The 18297-nt window shown below is 57.7% G+C and carries 15 protein-coding genes and 1 pseudogene; 9 read left to right on the top strand and 7 right to left on the bottom strand.

Annotation, left to right across the window (positions count from 1 at the left end; all coding sequences use genetic code 11):
- The first annotated feature begins 2 nt into the window (after positions 1-2).
- From IPP88_23235 to IPP88_23225, 3 genes and pseudogenes are all read left to right on the top strand, one after another.
- Positions 3-1391: a phosphomannomutase/phosphoglucomutase gene (locus tag IPP88_23235; GenBank protein ID MBL0125450.1), complete on the top strand. Its 1389-nt coding sequence runs from the start codon at positions 3-5 to the stop codon at positions 1389-1391.
- 123 nt (positions 1392-1514) lie between these two features.
- Positions 1515-2523 (top strand): annotated as a pseudogene (locus tag IPP88_23230) (NAD-dependent epimerase).
- A 123-nt stretch (positions 2524-2646) separates the two neighbouring features.
- Positions 2647-3933, top strand: coding sequence for a nucleotide sugar dehydrogenase (locus IPP88_23225; protein ID MBL0125449.1), 1287 nt, complete (start codon positions 2647-2649; stop codon positions 3931-3933).
- Positions 3934-4020: 87 nt separating this feature from the next.
- Here the strand turns inward: IPP88_23225 and IPP88_23220 are convergent, their stop codons facing one another.
- Entirely contained in the window at positions 4021-5379 is a 1359-nt protein-coding gene (locus IPP88_23220) for an alkaline phosphatase D family protein (GenBank protein MBL0125448.1), read from the bottom strand.
- Between the two features lie 160 nt (positions 5380-5539).
- On the opposite strand from IPP88_23220, the gene lexA reads away from it, so the two are divergent.
- Positions 5540-6169, top strand: coding sequence for a transcriptional repressor LexA (lexA, locus tag IPP88_23215; protein MBL0125447.1), 630 nt, complete (start codon positions 5540-5542; stop codon positions 6167-6169).
- A 46-nt stretch (positions 6170-6215) separates the two neighbouring features.
- Here the strand turns inward: lexA and IPP88_23210 are convergent, their stop codons facing one another.
- Entirely contained in the window at positions 6216-7124 is a 909-nt protein-coding gene (locus IPP88_23210) for a hypothetical protein (protein ID MBL0125446.1), read from the bottom strand.
- A 163-nt stretch (positions 7125-7287) separates the two neighbouring features.
- On the opposite strand from IPP88_23210, the gene IPP88_23205 reads away from it, so the two are divergent.
- A complete protein-coding gene (locus IPP88_23205) occupies positions 7288-7854 on the top strand; it encodes a thymidine kinase (protein MBL0125445.1) in 567 nt (188 codons plus the stop codon).
- 302 nt (positions 7855-8156) lie between these two features.
- Here IPP88_23205 and IPP88_23200 read toward each other — a convergent pair whose 3' ends face one another.
- A complete protein-coding gene (locus IPP88_23200) occupies positions 8157-8672 on the bottom strand; it encodes a hypothetical protein (GenBank protein ID MBL0125444.1) in 516 nt (171 codons plus the stop codon).
- Between the two features lie 108 nt (positions 8673-8780).
- Between IPP88_23200 and IPP88_23195 the strand changes: the two genes are divergently transcribed.
- Entirely contained in the window at positions 8781-9086 is a 306-nt protein-coding gene (locus IPP88_23195) for a hypothetical protein (GenBank protein ID MBL0125443.1), read from the top strand.
- A gap of 56 nt (positions 9087-9142) precedes the next feature.
- Here the strand turns inward: IPP88_23195 and IPP88_23190 are convergent, their stop codons facing one another.
- The 3 genes from IPP88_23190 to IPP88_23180 all read right to left on the bottom strand — a co-directional run bounded on the left by IPP88_23190 (position 9143) and on the right by IPP88_23180 (position 14427).
- Positions 9143-12451, bottom strand: coding sequence for a PD40 domain-containing protein (locus tag IPP88_23190; GenBank protein ID MBL0125442.1), 3309 nt, complete (start codon positions 12449-12451; stop codon positions 9143-9145).
- A 113-nt stretch (positions 12452-12564) separates the two neighbouring features.
- Positions 12565-13230 carry a class I SAM-dependent methyltransferase gene (locus IPP88_23185; GenBank protein MBL0125441.1) on the bottom strand — a complete coding sequence of 222 codons (666 nt, stop codon included), beginning with the start codon at positions 13228-13230 and terminating at the stop codon, positions 12565-12567.
- Positions 13231-13281: 51 nt separating this feature from the next.
- Entirely contained in the window at positions 13282-14427 is a 1146-nt protein-coding gene (locus tag IPP88_23180; GenBank protein MBL0125440.1) for a tetratricopeptide repeat protein, read from the bottom strand.
- Between the two features lie 384 nt (positions 14428-14811).
- On the opposite strand from IPP88_23180, the gene IPP88_23175 reads away from it, so the two are divergent.
- A complete protein-coding gene (locus tag IPP88_23175) occupies positions 14812-14964 on the top strand; it encodes a DUF3309 domain-containing protein (GenBank protein ID MBL0125439.1) in 153 nt (50 codons plus the stop codon).
- A 78-nt stretch (positions 14965-15042) separates the two neighbouring features.
- Positions 15043-15801 (top strand): NAD-dependent deacylase, encoded by a 759-nt coding sequence (locus IPP88_23170; protein ID MBL0125438.1) that lies wholly within the window; start codon positions 15043-15045, stop codon positions 15799-15801.
- Positions 15802-16219: 418 nt separating this feature from the next.
- Here IPP88_23170 and IPP88_23165 read toward each other — a convergent pair whose 3' ends face one another.
- Positions 16220-16516: a hypothetical protein gene (locus tag IPP88_23165; GenBank protein MBL0125437.1), complete on the bottom strand. Its 297-nt coding sequence runs from the start codon at positions 16514-16516 to the stop codon at positions 16220-16222.
- Between the two features lie 200 nt (positions 16517-16716).
- On the opposite strand from IPP88_23165, the gene IPP88_23160 reads away from it, so the two are divergent.
- Positions 16717-18189, top strand: coding sequence for a metallophosphoesterase (locus tag IPP88_23160; protein MBL0125436.1), 1473 nt, complete (start codon positions 16717-16719; stop codon positions 18187-18189).
- Positions 18190-18297 lie beyond the last annotated feature (108 nt).

Below are 18297 nucleotides of genomic sequence, written 5' to 3'. Positions count from 1 at the left end.
TCATGAGCAAAGTCGCATCCGAAATCTTCAAGGCTTACGATATTCGTGGCATCGTCGGTAAATCGCTGACCGGCGAAACCGTCAAACTGGTTGGCAAAGCGCTGGGCACAGAGGCAAAACGCCGTGGCGGCACGCATATCACGATCGGCTACGATGGCCGGCTATCCGGTCCCCTGTTCGCCGAAGCGCTCGCCCAAGGCATTCAATCGACCGGCATCCACGTCATCGATATCGGCATGGTGGCGACACCGATGGTCTATTTCGGCGCGGTCCATTTCAATACCGGCTCGGGGGTGATGATTACTGGCTCGCACAACCCCCCCGACTACAACGGCATCAAGATGGTGATCCAGGGCGAAACACTGGCGCTGGACGCGATACAGGCGCTGAAGCGCGCCATCGACACGGACGATTTCGAAATCGCTCCCCCGGCGCGTGTAGGCACCTACGAAAAGCGCGACCTGACGGAGGCCTATATCGCCCGCATCGTCGGTGACGCAAAGCTCACCCGCCCGATGAAGATTGTGGTCGATTGCGGCAATGGGGCCCCCGGTGCCTATGCGCCACGCCTCTTCCGTGCAATGGGCTGCGACGTGATCGAATTATTCTGCGACGTCGATGGCACCTTTCCCAATCATCATCCCGATCCGGCCGAACCCAAGAATCTGCAGGACGTCATCCGCGCGCTAAAGGAAACCGATGCCGAATTGGGGCTGGCGTTTGACGGTGACGGGGATCGCCTGGGCGTTGTCACGAAAGACGGCGAGATCATCTACCCCGATCGGCAGTTGATGCTGTTCGCCGCCGATGTGTTGTCGCGCGTGCCGGGTGGCGAAGTTATTTTTGACGTGAAATCGTCACGTAATCTGTTCAAGTGGGTGCGCGACCACGGTGGCCGGCCCACGCTGTACAAGACCGGGCATTCGCTGATCAAACTGAAGATGAAGGAGACCGGCGCGCCGATTGCCGGCGAAATGAGCGGCCATATCTTTTTCAAGGAACGGTGGTACGGCTTCGACGACGCGCTGTATTGCGGCGCGCGATTGCTGGAAATCGTCAGCAAAGACGTCGATGCCAATGCACAACTGAAAGCCCTGCCCAACTCCATTTCGACGCCAGAACTCCATTGGCATCTCAAGGAAGGCGAGCCGCACACACTGGTTGCCCAATTGCAGAAAGACGCCAAGTTTGAGGGCGCCACCGAAGTAATCACGCTTGACGGCTTCCGTGTCGAGTATCCGTTCGGCTTCGGCCTGGCGCGTGCGTCCAACACCACGCCGGTGATCGTGCTGCGCTTCGAGGCAGAAACCGATATCGCGTTGCAGCGTATAAAGGAAGATTTCCGCCGGGTGCTGACGGCGGCGAAATCGGATGTGCCGCTGCCGTACTAATGAAAGGATTGCCGTGCACCTCGCAGGACTGGCTAAAATAGTCGAATCAAGGATCCATTTCCGCTAATGGCCCGCGTCAAAGAGCCGCCCTAAAACTCGCGTCAAAACCTGTCTGCCCAAACCATGAAAATCCTGATCACCGGCGTCGCCGGTTTCATCGGCCACACGCTGGCTATCCGCATGCTCGAGCGCGGCGATGAAGTCGTCGGCATCGACAACCTGAACAACTATTACGATGTCAAGACTAAAAGAGAATCGCCTGGTCCGCCTGGCGGCCTATCCGCGCTTCCGATTCGTCAAATTGGACATCGCCGATGGCGATGGCACCAAAGCGCTATTCGCCGCAGAAAAATTCGACACCGTCATGAATCTCGCGGCACAGGCGGGCGTACGCTACTCGATGGAAAATCCGCACGCATATGTTGAAGCCAATCTGGTCGGGTTCACCAACATTCTGGAAGGCTCACGCCACAACGCGGTGAAGCACCTCGTGTACGCCTCGTCGAGCTCGGTGTATGGCGCCAATACCAAACTGCCATTTTCGGAAGCCGATCCGGTCGATCATCCCATTTCACTCTATGCGGCGACCAAGAAAGCCAACGAGATGATGGCGCACTGCTACGCGGATCTTTACAAATTGCCGTGCACCGGACTGCGTTTTTTCACGGTATATGGTCCGTGGGGACGACCGGACATGGCGCTGTTCATGTTCACCAAGGCGATCCTCGCTGGTGAGCCGATCCGGGTGTTCAATCACGGCAACATGGTGCGCGATTTCACTTACGTCGATGACATCATCGAGGGTGTAGTGCGGGTCATCGACCAACCCGCCGCGCCGGACCCGGCATGGAACAGCGACCAGCCCGACCCAGGCACCAGCTATGCGCCCTACCGCATTTACAACATCGGCAACAACACACCGGTAAAGTTGATGCGATACATCAACGCACTGGAAGAATGTCTCGGCAAGAAAGCGATCATGGACATGTTGCCGATGCAGCCAGGAGATGTGCCCGCAACGCAGGCGGATGTGTCGCGCCTGGAACGCGACGTCGGATTTCGACCGGCCACACAGGTCGAAGACGGCATCGCGCGATTCGTAAAATGGTATCGGAATTACTATAAGGTTTGATGATCGTCAACTGCTCGCAAGCGCGTGTCATATAGCCTGTTAAATACGCGTAAGTGCATTCATACCTTCGTTCGCACAATGAATGAACGGCATGTCGCAAAAACAAAAAAATGGGAGCATCACATGAAGCAACAAATTATTGGCGTTGTCGGTCTTGGCTATGTGGGCCTGCCGCTCGCCGTTGAATTCGGCAAACAATTTGAAACGTATGGGTTTGATTTATCCCAGGCAAAAGTTGATGCCTATTGCGGGCATGTTGATCCGACTGGCGAAGTATCCACGGAAGACTTGCGCGCGGCGACCAGGCTTACCTGCACGACCGACGTTGCGGCGCTGGCAAAGGCTGACATCATCATCATCGCCGTGCCGACGCCGGTGGATGAAGCGCGCCTGCCGGATTTCGCGCCTTTGCTCAGCGCGAGTAAGGCCATCGGCCCGCACCTCAAGGCCGGCGTTATCGTGGTTTACGAGTCCACCGTCTATCCGGGTGCTACCGAAGAAGTGTGCATTCCGGAACTGGAACGCGCGTCCGGTAAAAAATGGAAGCGCGATTTCTTTGTCGGCTATTCCCCGGAGCGCATAAACCCCGGCGACAAGGAACATACGCTGGTCAGTATCGTCAAGGTTGTGTCCGGTGACACGCCCGAAACGCTGGAGCGGCTCGCAAACGCCTATGCGGCAGTCGTCAAGGCTGGCGTACATCGCGCATCGAGCATCCAGGTTGCTGAAGCCGCTAAGGTTATCGAGAACTCCCAGCGCGATATCAATATCGCGTTCATGAATGAACTCGCGATCATTTTCAATCGCATGGGACTGGATACCGCCGAAGTGCTGGCTGCGGCCGGGACCAAGTGGAACTTCCTGAAATTCCGTCCCGGCCTCGTCGGTGGACATTGCATTGGCGTCGACCCCTACTACCTCACTTATCAGGCCGAAAAATTCGGCCACCATGCGGAAGTGATTCTTTCCGGGCGGCGCATCAATGACAGCATGGGCAAATACGTCGCCGAGAATACGGTCAAGACCATGATTCGCGCCGGTGGAAAATTGCAGGGCGGCACCGTCAACGTACTGGGGCTGACCTTCAAGGAAAACTGTCCCGATGTGCGCAATACAAAAGTCGTCGACATCGTGAAAGAGTTGAAGGAATACGGACTGACTGTGAAGGTGCATGACCCCTACGCGTCGCCGGCGGAAGCACAGCACGAGTACGGTATCGCCTTAACCGAGTGGGATCGGATGCCCGCGGCTGATGCAGTAATACTGGCGGTGTCGCACAAGGAATATCTGGACAAGCCGCTGGCCACCCTGCTGGAGAAGGTCAAGCTGCAAGGGGCGGTAATCGACGTGAAATCAGTGCTGGATGCGGGCGCGATCCGCGCGAGTGGCCGGCAACTTTGGCGGCTGTAGACCGCGCAGGGTGCGTACGGTGGGCCCTTCGACAAGCTCAGGTCAAGAGCTGCCCACCCCGCCTAATTTGCGGCACTGAAATTTGCGCTACTTCGGCGACTGCAATGCCGACAACGCAATCTCCTTCTCCCAGATTTGCCGCCCCTCGGTGGAGAAGCTGCGAATCATCAGCTTGCGCTCCTTGCGCGTGCCTGAAAAATCCACCGTGCAGAAATTGCGCTCCGCGACAAACGTATCCGCCACAACTTGCGGATTGGCCTTTTCGGAATCGAGGCCGGACGGCGTGCCCGAGGTCAATGGCGAGCAGGTCAACTCATACAAGGGATAGGTTCCCGCGCGCTCGGTCTTCAGCAGTTCCGTGAAATGCCGATCGCCTGAAAAAAATATCACGCCGTTGATTTTCTGGTCGATGAGAAATTTGAGGAAGTCGGCGCGTTCCTTTGGAAACTTGTCCCAGCCTTCCCAGGGATTGACGGCGTTGGTCACCTGGTTGCCGACGACGATGATTTTCACCGGCGACACCGAGGAAAGCAACGCGTTCTTCAGCCAGCGCAATTGCGCGGCGCCGAGCATCGATTTGTCATCGGCAATCAACTTGTCACTATCGCGATAGTAACGATTGTCCGTCAGAAAAATCTCCGCATCGTTGAAAATGAAGTTACCGAACACGCCCGGCGTTTCCGGCAAGCCATAGCTGGGGTTGGCAAAATGCCGCTTGAAGAGCTTCAGCGATTCGCCCTTAAGCGGGTAACTGGAATTTGAATCATTGGGCCCGTATTCGTGATCGTCCCAAATCGCGAAGTGATGGCCGGTGCGCAACAGATTCTGCACTTGCGGGATGCTGCGATCGTGCTTCCAGCGGTAGCGCAGACCCGTTTCGCTGTCCTGATCGACTTCGCGGTGGTAAAGGTAATCGCCACCCCATAGCATCACATCCGGCTTTTGCATGGCGATGCTGTCGTAAATCTGCATGGCTTCCGCTGCGCCGCCATACGGGCGGCCGGGCCGGTCGTATGCGACTTCGTTGGTGTAGGCACAGGTGCCGAAGGCGAGCTTCCAGTCGGGGGCGTCGGTGCGCCATTGCCAAAGTGTCTGGGTCTGAAACGTGAGCGATTGCCCGACTTTTTGTTCCTTGCCGTCAAATCTGACGCGGTAGCCATACCTCCGGCCCGGCTCCAGCGCATCAATATTGAAATGTCCGATGTAGTCCTCATCCTGCCGCAGCGCAATCGCTATGGTGCGCATGACTTTCTTCGGCTCCTTCGTGTCCCAGTATTCGATTACAGCCTTGGCTGGCCCGCTCGCCTGTACCCACAATTTTGCGCCACGCATGTACGACGCACCGGCCATTGGCCCGGCAGTTAGTTCAGCGGAAGATACGACAGGTGATGCCAGTGCGGCGGCAAACAGGCAGGCAAGAAGGCGCAAGGGAAGGCGGTAGTTCATAACAAGATTCCGAAATGAGGGATGCAGAATGTTAGCGGGTCAGAATAGCACTGCGAACAGCGATTCTCTAGACGGGTGTGAGCGCAACCACGCATTTCCCGGGAAAGCCTTTTCCAGAAAACACTTGCAATCCCGTCAAAAACTGTATAAAAAGACAGGTATGAACGAACTCACCGCCCGCCAGCAGGAAATACTCGCCTTTCTCAAAGCCTGGATCGCCGAGAATGGTATGCCCCCCACCCGCGCAGAAATGTGCGCCGCCATGGGCTTTCGATCGCCCAACGCGGCAGAAGAGCATTTGCGTGCGCTCGAGCGCAAAGGCGCCATCGAAATGCTTGCCGGTTCATCGCGCGGCATCCGCATCCGCGAAGGCGGCGCGATGGGTTCGGAAGCGGTCAACGATGAAGAAGGCGGCATGCCGCTGATCGGCAAGGTTGCCGCCGGCTCTCCGATTCTTGCGCAGGAAAATGTGGTTGGCCGCTATCCGGTGAGCCCGCTCATGTTCAAGCCCAAGGCGGACTACCTGCTGAAGGTATCCGGCATGAGCATGAAGGATGTCGGCATCATGGACGGTGATTGGCTCGCCATCCACAAAACCACGCAGGCGCGCACCGGTCAGATCGTGGTCGCGCGTATCGAGGGCGATGCCACCGTGAAACGCCTCAAGCTGAAAGGCCGGCAGGCTTACCTGATTGCAGAGAATCCGGATTTCCTGCCGATCGTGGTGGATCTCGACAAGAAAGAGCTCGATATCGAGGGTTTGGTGGTGGGCGTCGTGCGCACGATGTAACGATGTAATTGTTGCCTGCCGGGCTTGTTTTCTTGCCCATGCACATCTACTCGCAACTCCCTCGGCGCATAGGAAATTCGATACGCGCATCCCTGCCCTTGAGCTTGCCTTCAATTTGAGCGTGCAGCGCGCCATCCGGCTGTAGCTGGTACTTGATGACCTGTGGAAAATCGTGTTCAGCGTTCTCAAACACGATGCTGGTCGCATCGAATTTCAAACGCTTGAAGCTGGCCTCGGGTTGTCCTGACGGCTTGGCGACAAACACCGGCGCACCTGCACTATCCAGCTCGATCCGCATCGCCTCGTAGGACACTGCCTTGCCGCCGGAGATGGTGCGTCCCATCCCAAGCATCAAACCACCTGCCGGACGCATCCAGTGCTCGCGGAATTCATTTTTTCCGCTGCGGCCGAACCAGCATCCTGCCAGCCAGGTCAGTGCATTCAATGGTGAATCCGCCGCAATGGTCCGTGTCGGCCGCCCAACAAATCCCTCAAAGAACGGCATGAACGCGGCGATATCCAGAACAAACAATTTGTTTTTCACCATCGGGTCCGCAACGAATTGCGAACTCACCGCCTCGGCATTGTCGGCACGCACGATCAACATGCCCTTGTCGGCGACACTGTCCTGATAACGCGCCCCCAGTACCAGCATTCCCGCCGCGCGCATCCGCGACAGGTTCTGTGAGTGTTCCTTGAATCCATTCTGTTCATCAGCAGCCTTGTCTTTGTCCCAGCCCGGCCCGGTGATGAAATGCACGATGAACAAAGGCAACGCGGGCGCGATCGCTTCGCCGGGCTTCAATTGTGGTGGAGTGACGCTCGCCGTTGTCGCCGCGGGTGATTGTGGCATTGGCGCGGCCTTGGCCACGTCCTGAGCCTGGCCCTGCGCGATCAAGGTGATCATTGCCATGGCCGCACCGGCCAACCAATTGGTGGCATTTTTTGTTCGCATGAATTTCTCCGTGGTCTCAACTGAATTGAATGAACGAGCATCGCACAATACATCGGCGCAATCAAAGCTTTCGGCGTGGCGTCACTTACCATCACACACATCCGCGACTGGCCAGTGACCATCCAAAGTTATACTGTGAGCCAATTCTCATCAGGAGCACGCATTGGCCAAACTCTATTTTCGCTTTGCCGCCATGAACGCCGGTAAATCGACCTCGTTGCAGCAGGTGGCTTACAACTACGAAGAGCGCGGACAAACAGTCAATCTGTTCACCGCCGCCATTGATGATCGCTATGGCGAGGGCCGCATTGTTTCTCGCCTGGGTGTGGAGCGCGCGTCGGAAGTATTTTCCGCCGGTACAAATTTCACCGAGTTGTATAAAGTGCGCGCGCTGCCATCGTGCATCCTGATCGACGAGGCGCAATTCATGACCGAGGCGCAAGTGGTGCAACTGCACGAACTCGCCCATACGCGCGGCACGCCGGTGATCTGCTACGGCCTTCGCAGTGATTTTCTGGGCAAACCCTTTCCAGGCTCACGCGCCTTGCTGACACTGGCCGATGATTTGGAGGAAATGAAGACCATCTGCCGCTGTGGACGCAAGGCAACGATGAATGTGCGGCTGGATGAACGCGGCAATCGCGTCACCGTTGGCGAGCAGGTGGAAATCGGCGGCAATGATCGCTATGAGGCGGTATGTCCGCGGCGGTTTTATACGGGACAGTGCTGACATTTAGCGGTAGCAATAGAGTCTGTCGGAAGTGCCAAGCGCGGTTCATGGGCAATTTGTGAATGGGCGAATCCGCAAAGGCTGTTGGGGATTCACCTTACCAATTCATCAAGTCGGCCACGGTCTCACTGGTGGGCGACCCCCTTCTGGAGGCGCGAACTTCCATCACCCCACATCGGACAGTCAGACTTGTACAAAGCGAACGTTTAACAAAGTAAGCTAACCGGCGGCCCGTTGCGCGGGCGAAATCCTGCATACGGACGTTCGTGTTGAGCGACGGGTTGGACGACACCCGACACAGGCTAAGTGTTTACACGCGTGCGCTTTCGTTGTTGCCTTCGCATTCGCGCCTTCTCTCTCGCATCGCGCAATCGCTTCTCTTCATGCGCAAAGTACTTAGCCTTGCTCTCGGCCACGATAGCGTTCCATGCGTCCGCATCATGCAAGCGCCTCCACGCAATAACTGCTTCGTTTCCTAGGTAGCGGTCGATCTTGGGAGCCGAAGGGAATGCGCCGGCAATGGATGTGTCGACATGTTCGCTCAGCGGGCCCGAGTAGATGCAGCCGGGTTCGACGGACCCAATTATCTCAATTCCTGACGCTTCAATATTGGGATACTTGTATACGCACGGAACCGTCTTTACCAGAGTTACATCTCTGGAAGGGGAATAGTGTTGCTCGAACTGCAGGGTTTGAAGCTCGCAATCATCAAGATCGTCAAGCGCAAACTCCTGCCGACGAACCACGGGCGTGATCGCAATATGGACCCGCTCCCGATTTGTCGGTCCGGATACGAACAAGTCGAGTACGACGGCCAAGCCCCAGTATCCGTCTTGAGGATTGGTCCGAATTGCGTCTCCGGGACGTAACGTCCGATTTGGCCGGTCCATTGGTGCCGCTAAAGACGGCATAGGAAAAGTCTGGTCATGGCTGCATCGTGCCGAGTTTCATTGGAAGATCAAGTTGCCGAAGTACCGGTTGTGTTCGAAACGAACCTGTCAATTGTAAGCGCGCTTTCGAGCCTGAGTAACCTGTCAGGTTTATCGAATCAGACCTTCAACACTTTCATCGTCATGCGTTCGACTGACTTCATTACTACAGTCACATTCAACGCCGCAAGCGGACAAGCGAAGTCCCGCTATGCGACGCGGGAACGGCAACTATTTGCCGTTCCACCAAAGAGATACTCAAACACAAAGACTGGCGCGGCGTTTGAGGCATTTTTGCCCTGAAACGCCCGCCAGCGCTAGAGTTTCACAAATTGTGGCAAGCCTTCGCCGCAAATTCATCAATGCCCTGCACAAAGCCCGTGCCCCTGTGCATCACTATCGCCCAAGCTCTCAATTCCCACTGCTGCGTTCGTTCCCCGTGCGCCCTCGAAGAAGAACGGCTTGCGCGCCTTCGATACCGCACCCACTTCGTTCATGGTCGCCGTGTCGTAAATGCGTCCATTCAGCATGACCTGGGTAACACGGTCGGAATTTCGAATGTCGGCAAGCACATCGCCATCGATGATCGCCAGATCGGCCAACTTGCCCGGCTCAAGCGAACCGATATCCTTGTCCAAGCCCAGATACTTCGCTCCATTCAATGTGGCCACACGAATGATCTCCAGTGGCGTCATGCCGCCGCGACCGAGTGTCCACATCTCCCAATGCGCGGCGAGGCCTTCCCGCTGGCCGTGCGCGCCGAGGTTGACCGCGACGCCGGCACGCTGCAGCGCGGTCGCGGTACTCGCGATCTTGAACACGTTGAAATCTTCTTCGGGTGCGGTTTCGCGGCGAATGCTGCGCGGCTCAAGCACGGTGCGAGGCACGTATTTCGACAGCAGCGGATGCTTCCAGACGTCGGTACGCGCATACCAGTAGTGTTCGCCGTCGAGCCCGCCATAGCCGACACCGAGTGTGGGCGTGTAACCGACCTGCGTCTGTGGCCATAATTGCTTCACGTCGTCATAGACACTGGCAACCGGAAGCGCATGTTCGACACCGGTGTGGCCGTCGATCACCATGGTCATGTTGTGCTGAAACAGCGAACCCCCTTCCGGCACCACCATCATGCGTGTCTGGCGCGCGGCTTCCAGCACCTGCTGACGCTGGTCGCGGCGCGGCTGGTTGTAGCTTTTCACCGTCGTCGCCCCCGCCGCTTTCATGCGCTTCAAATGGGTAAGCGCATCATCGAGGCTGTTGATCACGGCGGTTACGTTGGCTTTTGCTCCGTAGAGGATGGTGCCGGTCGAATACACGCGCGGTGCGACAATCTTGCCAGCGCGCTGCATTTCGCTCACCGTGAAAATGGTGGCGGTATCGTTTGAAGGATCGTGAATCGTCGTCACGCCGAACGCAAGCGACGCGTAATTCACCCAGCTTTGCTGCGGAATCACGCCGTTGTCACCCATGCGGCCATGCCAGTGCACATCGATCAGGCCGGGAATGATGGTCTTGCCGCGCACATCGATTTGCGTCGCGCCTGCGGGTACGGCAACTTCGGTTGCCTTGCCGATCGCGGTGATGCGGTTGTCTGTCACCACAATGCGGCCGTTCTCGATCACCTCATCGCCTTTCATGGTGACGATGCGTGCACCCGAAATCACCGTCACACCGGCGGGCTTGTCCGCCTTTTCGCTGAAGCCGATTTTGCGGCCCGCCTCGGCCGGTTTTGGCAAATCTTTGGGCGCACCCGGCACGAAGACAAATGCATCCTTCAACTCGCGGGTGAACAATTCATCGCCCAGCGAAAAATTCAGCGCGCGGCTGTCACCGGACCAATGCAGATAGTCGCCGGCGTTGACGTCAAGCTGCTTGAAAGGCAACGCTTCCTTCTTCGGATTGATATTAATCGTGATCGTGCTGCCGACCAGCGGCAGCGGCATGACATAGGTGTGAAAGCGTTCGCGAAAGGCCAGCCATTCCCCGTTCGGCGACAAGGCGAAATCGCTGACAAATTCCCCTTTGACGATGGCTTGCTGTTCAGACTTGTCGAGCTTCAGGCGAATGAGATGCGTCGCCCACTCCTCCTCGTCTTTCTCTTTCTTGACGAGGCGCGTGATGTAGACATGTTCGTTGTCCTTGCCGAACTGTGGTGCGCGGCCTTCTTCGGCGAGCAGTCGTGGCGTACCTTTGCCATCGGTACTCACCACAAAGATTCCCGCATCGATGCCATTCCATGGGCTCGTCAGAAAGCCACCGGTTGCGCGCAGGTAAACGGCTTGCCGTCCATCAGGCGAGAGGACGGGTTCCAGATATTTTCCCGGGCTCGAGGTAAGGATGGTTTCCCGACCGGTCTTCAATTCGACTGTACGCACCGAGCCGAGCTTCTCATCATTCCAGGTGGTGAAAACGATGCTGCGGCCGTCACGGGAAAACGCCGGGGAAAATTCGAAATGATCTTCCTGCCGCGTTACCCGCTGCGGTTTGCCTTCAGGCAAATCACGGATGTAGAGATATCCGAGCGCGGAATAAATGACCTTGTCACCCTGCGGGGAGACATTCACGCCGCGCAACTGGTGCACATCGAACTGATCCGGTGCCACCGCGCTCTCAAATCGCAATGCCTTGCGGACATCGCGGGTGTCTTTGACATGGAAGGGAATTTCTTTTGCGGACTTGGCAAACGGATCGACGCGCCAGATTTTTCCCTTGGCCCAGACCACAATCTGCCGGCTGTCCGGCAGCCACGCGAATGACGGGTAGACGCCATGGATCGCCCACGTTTCCTGCATATCGCGTTCCAGTTCGCCCCAGGCGGGAAATTCCTCGCCGGTCTTCAGGTCCTTGAGGAACAGCGTGCTCTGGTTACGTACGCGCCGGACGAACGCGAGATACTTTCCATCCGGCGAAGGCGTGGGCCGCACGGCGCCACCCGGGCCGCTGACGAAGGCCTTGGTTTTCCCCTCCTGCAGATCGCGGCGAAAAATCTGGTAGATCTGGCCGTTGGAATCCTTGTTGTACTCGAAGCGGATGCCCGACGTCGTGTCCTGCGAATAGTAGACATAGCGGCCATCCGGTGAGAATGCCGGCTCGCCCAGATCTTTCTGCCAATTGGGCTTCTCGTTGAGTTGCACGCCTTCACCGCCACCGACGTGATAGAGCCAGATCTCGCCCGAACCCAACGAACGGGTCCCGGCGAAATGCTTACGCGCGGCGATGTACTGGCCATTCGGATGCCATACCGGATTGTTCAGCAGGCGGATGGTTTCCTTGGATACTTCGCGCGCGTCGGTACCGTCAACATTCATGACCCAGATGTTGTCGCCACCGGCTGCGTCCGACATATAAGTGAGGCGCTTGCCGTCGGGCGAGAAACGCGCCTGCATTTCCCACGCAATGCTGTGTGTGAGCGCCTTGGCTTCGCCGCCTTCAATTGGCAGCAGGTACAGGTCACCCAGCATGTCGAACACGATCTGCCTGCCGTCCGGGCTCACGTCAACACTCATCCACGTGCCGCTGCGCGTATCGAGCGACACGGTCGCCGCCTCGCCGGGAGGACTATTGACATCCCATTTCTTCTTCGCGGCATCAGCTTCGTTAACTGGCTCTGCCGCCCACGCCGCTGAACAAATTAGTGCCGCAAGCAGCAATATGCGTGATAAATGCATCGGATCTCCGTTGTTGGTTCTTTTGATGATTGCCCGCACTCACGGCGGGACAGGCAGACATGATCGCAGGCGCTCGCTGGCAAACACGAGCGAGCGCCAAGAAGTGAATGTTATCAGCGCTTGCGCGCCAGCGTCAGCCCGTCGCCGATTGGCAGCAGCGACAGATCGACCCGGTCATCGCCGTGCAATTTGATATTGAGCGCCTGTAACGCGGCGGTATCGGCGTCTTCGGGTGCGGACGGAATGGCGACCTTCCCGCTCCACAGCGTATTATCGATGGCGATCAATCCCCCGGCTCGCAGCAACGTGAGGCAGCGTTCGTAGTAGGCATCGTAGCTGCTCTTGTCGGCGTCGATGAACGCGAAATCATATTGGCCTGATTCGCCCGCCTTGATGCGCGCATCGAGTGTCGCCACCGCCGGCCCCAGTTGCAAATTAATCTTCTGTGCGACATGCGCCTGCTCCCAGAACGGCTTGCCGATACGCGTGTATTCGTCGCTGATATCGCAGGCCAGCAGCGTGCCATCGTCAGGCAGGGCCAGCGCAACGGTCAGCGCACTGTATCCGGTGAAGACCCCGACCTCGATCGCGCGACGGACGCCCAGCAGCTTGATCAGCAGCGCCATGAACTGCCCCTGTTCCGGCGAAATCTGCATCGATGCATGCGGATGCGTGCGCGTGACTTCACGCAACGCCGCCTGCGCAGGGTGTTCACGCACCGAATGGTCGAGCAGGTATTGGTAGAGCTTATCGTCGAGCGTCAGCGTGCGGCGGGACATGGATCGATCTTTCTCCGGCGAATGATGGAACGGGTCAATGCAGGTAAATGACTACTGGTAGGCGCGGAGACGATCCAGCTTTGCGGTGTACAAATCGTGGTCCTTGCGAGTGGGACTATAGTCCATTGCAATGGCGAGATGCTTGCGCGACTGATTGAAATCACCCAGCCGATAGTGCGCGGACGCGAGCCAGAAATGGAATTCGTGGTTATAGGCGTCGCGGTCCACTTCCTTGGCAAACATGTCCCTCGCCGTCTTGTAGTCGCCCGCCTGCATGGCAGCTTGGCCAAGATTGAAGAAGTGGAAAGGCGGGAATGGCTGCCGCTGCTCCAGCTTGGCGGTCAGGGCCTTTGATTCCGTTGTGCGACCGAGATCATTCAGCACCATGGCCAGATTGGACATCGCCTGGATATTTAGCGGTTCACGCTCGAGCGCGCGCCGCAATGCGCCTTCGGCCTCGGCAAGATTGCCGTGACGGCGGTAGACCACGGCCAGCGTGTTGTAACCCGTTGAAAAAGTGGGATCTTGCCGGATCGCCTCGCGCGCCCACCAGTAGGCGTTGTCCAGCTGGCCACGGGCGAGCGCTTCCGCGCTGCGATTATTCATGTACATCGCCAGCACGGTCGCCTCGGTAATGGCCCAGGTATGGTGGCTGCGGTTCTCCTGCGGCGGATTGAAATCGATGGTGAGCATGATGTTGTCATCAACGCGTCGTTTGACTTCATGGGATCGCTTGCCGACGGTGAGATTCACGTGGCCAGCCGAAAAGTGCAACCCGCCCGCACGGCTCCAGCTTTCATCGACAAACACGCTCTGATAACGCACCGGCAGACCCAGTTCCTTGGCCAGCGCCGAGGTCATGATGACCAGTGACAGGCAATTTCCCGCGCGTTCATCAAAGGTCTGGGCCGCATTGCGTGTCTGCGTCGAATCGTATTCAACCTTCAGCTGGCTCTTGCTGTACAGCGCATCGATCAACCCTTGCTGCGCGCCCTTGACACGCAGCTGCTCGGCGATTTCGACATGAAGATAATGCTTCATGGCGTCACTGATGGCAAAAACCTCCGCCGCGCCGACGCGCTCGGATGGCACCGCAAACAGTGCATCGCGGAACAGGTGATCGGACCCCTCGACGGTTGGCAGCGATGTGCACGCACCCGTCAGCAGTGACAAAAACAGGATGGCGAACTTTTTCATCAAGCGGCTCCATTGATGGTGGGACGCGACGCGGTGTGCGGGGTGCATTGCGGCAGATTCAACATTCACGTCGGCGCAGGAAGTATCGATGAAATGCGCCGCTCACCATACAACCAATTTAGCCTCACCCAGCCAGTCCAGTATCTGCGCCGACAGGCAAATCGTCAATCATGCCGGGCGTTCCGCGCTTGAAGTGTGATGCCGGTAACTATTGCGCCCGTTTTCTCGTCAACACCGGGCGCAAGTATTAATACGCTTCCTTCCGCATGCGCCTATAGTGGAAGTGACGTGTCTGCCCCTAGTCGAGAAGCCTTCTCGCTGGCAACAAGCGACAAGCCGAATCCGCAAATGATTCGTTGTCGTTGACGCCAAAGGAGCAGAACCATGACATCCACCATTATTACCGTGGTGTTGATCGTAATCCTGATTGCTGCATTGCCAATCTGGAAATACAGCAAACCGTTCGGCTACACGCCGACCATCTGGGTAGGCGTCATGCTCGCCGCACATTTCTACACCGTCGCTTCCGCCGCCTGAGGATTGCGCGGGCAGCGTCTAAACGCTGCGCGAGAATCGATAAAGTCGTTGGCGTGCCACGTAGGCGCCTCCCATGGCATGATTGCATTTATGCCTTCCGATCTCATCACACTCGCCCGCGAAGCACTTTCCCGCGCACGATCGATTGCTGTCCTCACCGGCGCCGGTATTTCCGCTGAATCCGGTATTCCGACTTTCCGCGATGCGCTCACCGGCCTGTGGGAGCGCTTCAAGCCCGAAGAGTTGGCCACCCCCGAAGCGTTCGTTGCCAACCCGAAACTGGTCTGGGACTGGTACACGTGGCGGCGCGGAAAGGTAACGGAAGCCGTGCCAAACTCCGGCCACACGGCATTGGCCGAGCTCGAGCGCAAGTGCATCGCGCGCGATGCAAACTTCACCCTGATCACGCAGAATGTCGACGGCCTTCATCAGGCGGCCGGCAGCCGTAATGTAATTGAACTGCACGGCAATATTCGCCGCGTGAAGTGCTTTGACCATCACCATCCGGCGGAGTCATGGGCTGAGGCAGGTGACGTGCCGCCGCGTTGTCCGCAATGCGGGTCGATGCTCAGGCCCGATGTGGTGTGGTTTGGCGAGCCGCTGCCGGACGATGCATTGGAAATCGCGATGAAAGCCGCGCGCACCTGCGATGTTTTTCTCTCGGTCGGCACGTCCGCCCTGGTTGAGCCGGCTGCGTCATTGCCATTCGTCGCGCGCCAGTCGGGCGCCATGGTAATTGAAGTGAATCGTGAGTCAACGCCGTTGACCAACGTCGCACAAATTTCACTACGCGGAGCGGCGGGCGTGGTGCTTCCGCAGATTGTTCCCATCACTTAGGGAAGCGCCGATCTTTTCCCTCGCGGGGAATAAATCGGCGCTTCCTTAACGTCCCTTGCCGCAGCCTGCCACAAGGCATCGCGCCGCCATGACGATGGCGATGGCGAGCAAAGAAAAGCTACTGATACGCCCCTTGCAACTGTGATTGCGGCATCTTGCGTGCCCGCCAAATCCAAATGTCAAACCCTAGCACTGGCGAGGCTTCCATGGCTTTTTACGCATGAGGGCCGCGCCAGTGCTAGGGTTTCAGGTAGAACAATTATTGAACCAGCGACTGAACCAGTTTAGTCGAATCAATCGATCCCATCCCGCACAGGCAGGTGACCAAGCTTGCCCGCGCATGATGGATGCGCGCCCCTGACGCAACGGTAGTGCGCCGCTGAACTGGCGACCTGCTGCCCCGATTCACCTATCCGACCTAGCCCAGCAAGTCGACTTTCGCCTGAAAACCAATCGGGTTCATCGCCTCGCTCTGGTCAATGATCGCGACCACAATCGACGATGGAATGCGGATGCTCCAGACATGACCTGCGTCGGTAAGCTGGGTCAGGCGCAAATGCAAAAACGGCTCCACCGACGCCACGGAGGAACAAAACGCGCACAACAGCGGTACCTCCGAGTTCGATGGCACCGTCTGCAGATAACCTTCCATTAACTGGTAATAGGCGTCATCCATTTTCGAACTGAATACGACGCAAAAAGAACCGTCACTCATTGAATCCTCCGTATTGAAAATCCGGCAGACATAATGCATACCAGCCACGCTGGATCCATATTGCGCCACAAACCGGTGATCGCTCAAGCCCGGAAATCAAACACTGGTCAATAATTCGCAACTTGTTCTACCATCCCAATTCAACGCGGCCTTCGTCCTGCCATCGTTTTTCGGTACCATAGGACTTTTCCGAAAATCTCATGCGCACCTTTTTTACCCCACATCGCGCGCGCTCCTCTTTTCGTCTTTTGTCATGCATGGCGCCGTTGCTCGCCGGCTGCGGCCTGATTCCGTCGGCACCTGTGACTGGCCCGGAATCGCGATTGGTCGCCGCCTACGTTATCGTTGGTGAAAACGGAACCGCGTGGGCGCGGGCAATCGCTACAGCGACCACGACGGCAACCGCACCGGACCTCGCGGATGTGCAGTGCCCGCGCATCACCGTGGATGGCGACACGCAGCGCATGAGTGTTCGCGCGGGCGCGGCGACACTTCCGCAACGACCTACCGCCAGCGACGCCGCCCACTCCAAACCGTCCATTTTTCCGGTGCTGACGTGCGAATTACGGCTACCGCAACAAGCGACTCGCGCCTCTGTCGGCGGAATCAACTTGCGCCTGCCCAAATCGGCGCCACGGCGCATCGTGATACTGGGTGATACCGGCTGCCGCATGAAAAAAGCCGACAACGCATGGCAGGCCTGCCTCGACAAGGAGGCATGGCCGTTTCAGGCCATTGCGGACGCTGCCGCCGCGTTCGAACCCGACCTGGTGATTCACATCGGCGATTTTCACTATCGCGAGAACGCGTGCCCGGCAAACGTTGCCGGTTGCCAGGGCAGCCCCTGGGGCTATGGCTGGGATACGTGGCAGGCCGAGCTTTTCGAGCCGGCGGCGAGACTGTTGGCAGCGGCTCCGTGGGTGGTTGCGCGCGGCAATCATGAAGAATGCCGGCGCGCCGGGCAAGGCTGGTTCCGGTTCCTCGATCCGCGCCCTTTTGAAGAAAGGCGCAGCTGCAATGACGCAACGAATGATTTGATCGGCAACTTTACGCCGCCCTATTCCGTGCCGCTGTCCGCGGACCTGCAGTTAATTGTGTTCGATTCAGCCGTCGCGGGCGGCGCGCCGCTTGACCTCGCAAAGCCCCGGGACGCGCGCACATTCGCCGAGTATCGCGAGCAGTTTGTCACGGTCGATTCACTCGCCGGCAAGGCGGGCGTCAGCAGCATTTTCATCAATCATCATCCGATCCTCGGCTTTGGAACCGACGACAAGCGTCGACTCCTCAAGGGCAATCCCGCATTGCTTTCGGCGATGAAAATCCTTCATCCCACGACCTACTATCCATCCGCAGTGAACCTCGCGCTGCAAGGCCACGTGCACATTTTTCAAGCCATCAACTTCTTGTCCAATCATCCCGCCACAATAGTGTCGAGTGCCGGCGGTAGCCAGATATATTCCAATCTTCCCGATCCGTTTCCCGTCGAAATTGGTCCCGCCGACGGCGTGACGCTGGAAAGCATCGCCCACAGCAATCAATTCGGTTTCGCCGTCATGGACAAACTGGATAACACCTGGCAGATCAGTGCCTATGATCATCATGGAACGCGCATGACCACGTGCGTTCTGACCGGGTCGAAACTACGTTGTGACAAGTCCGGCTTGTTGAAGTAGAAAGCAGCCGAAAGGCACGACCTGAGCCAATGCTATTCGCTTTGTCACCGTTCGCCCTGAGGTATCGAAGGGCATTTGCGCCGGAAGCCCTTCGATACCTCAGGGCGA

The sequence above is a fragment of the Betaproteobacteria bacterium genome (genome assembly GCA_016720925.1).
Taxonomy (GTDB): domain Bacteria; phylum Pseudomonadota; class Gammaproteobacteria; order Burkholderiales; family Usitatibacteraceae; genus UKL13-2.
Note: the sequence above shows the minus strand (reverse complement) of the source record. Positions and strands in the feature narration are given on the sequence as shown.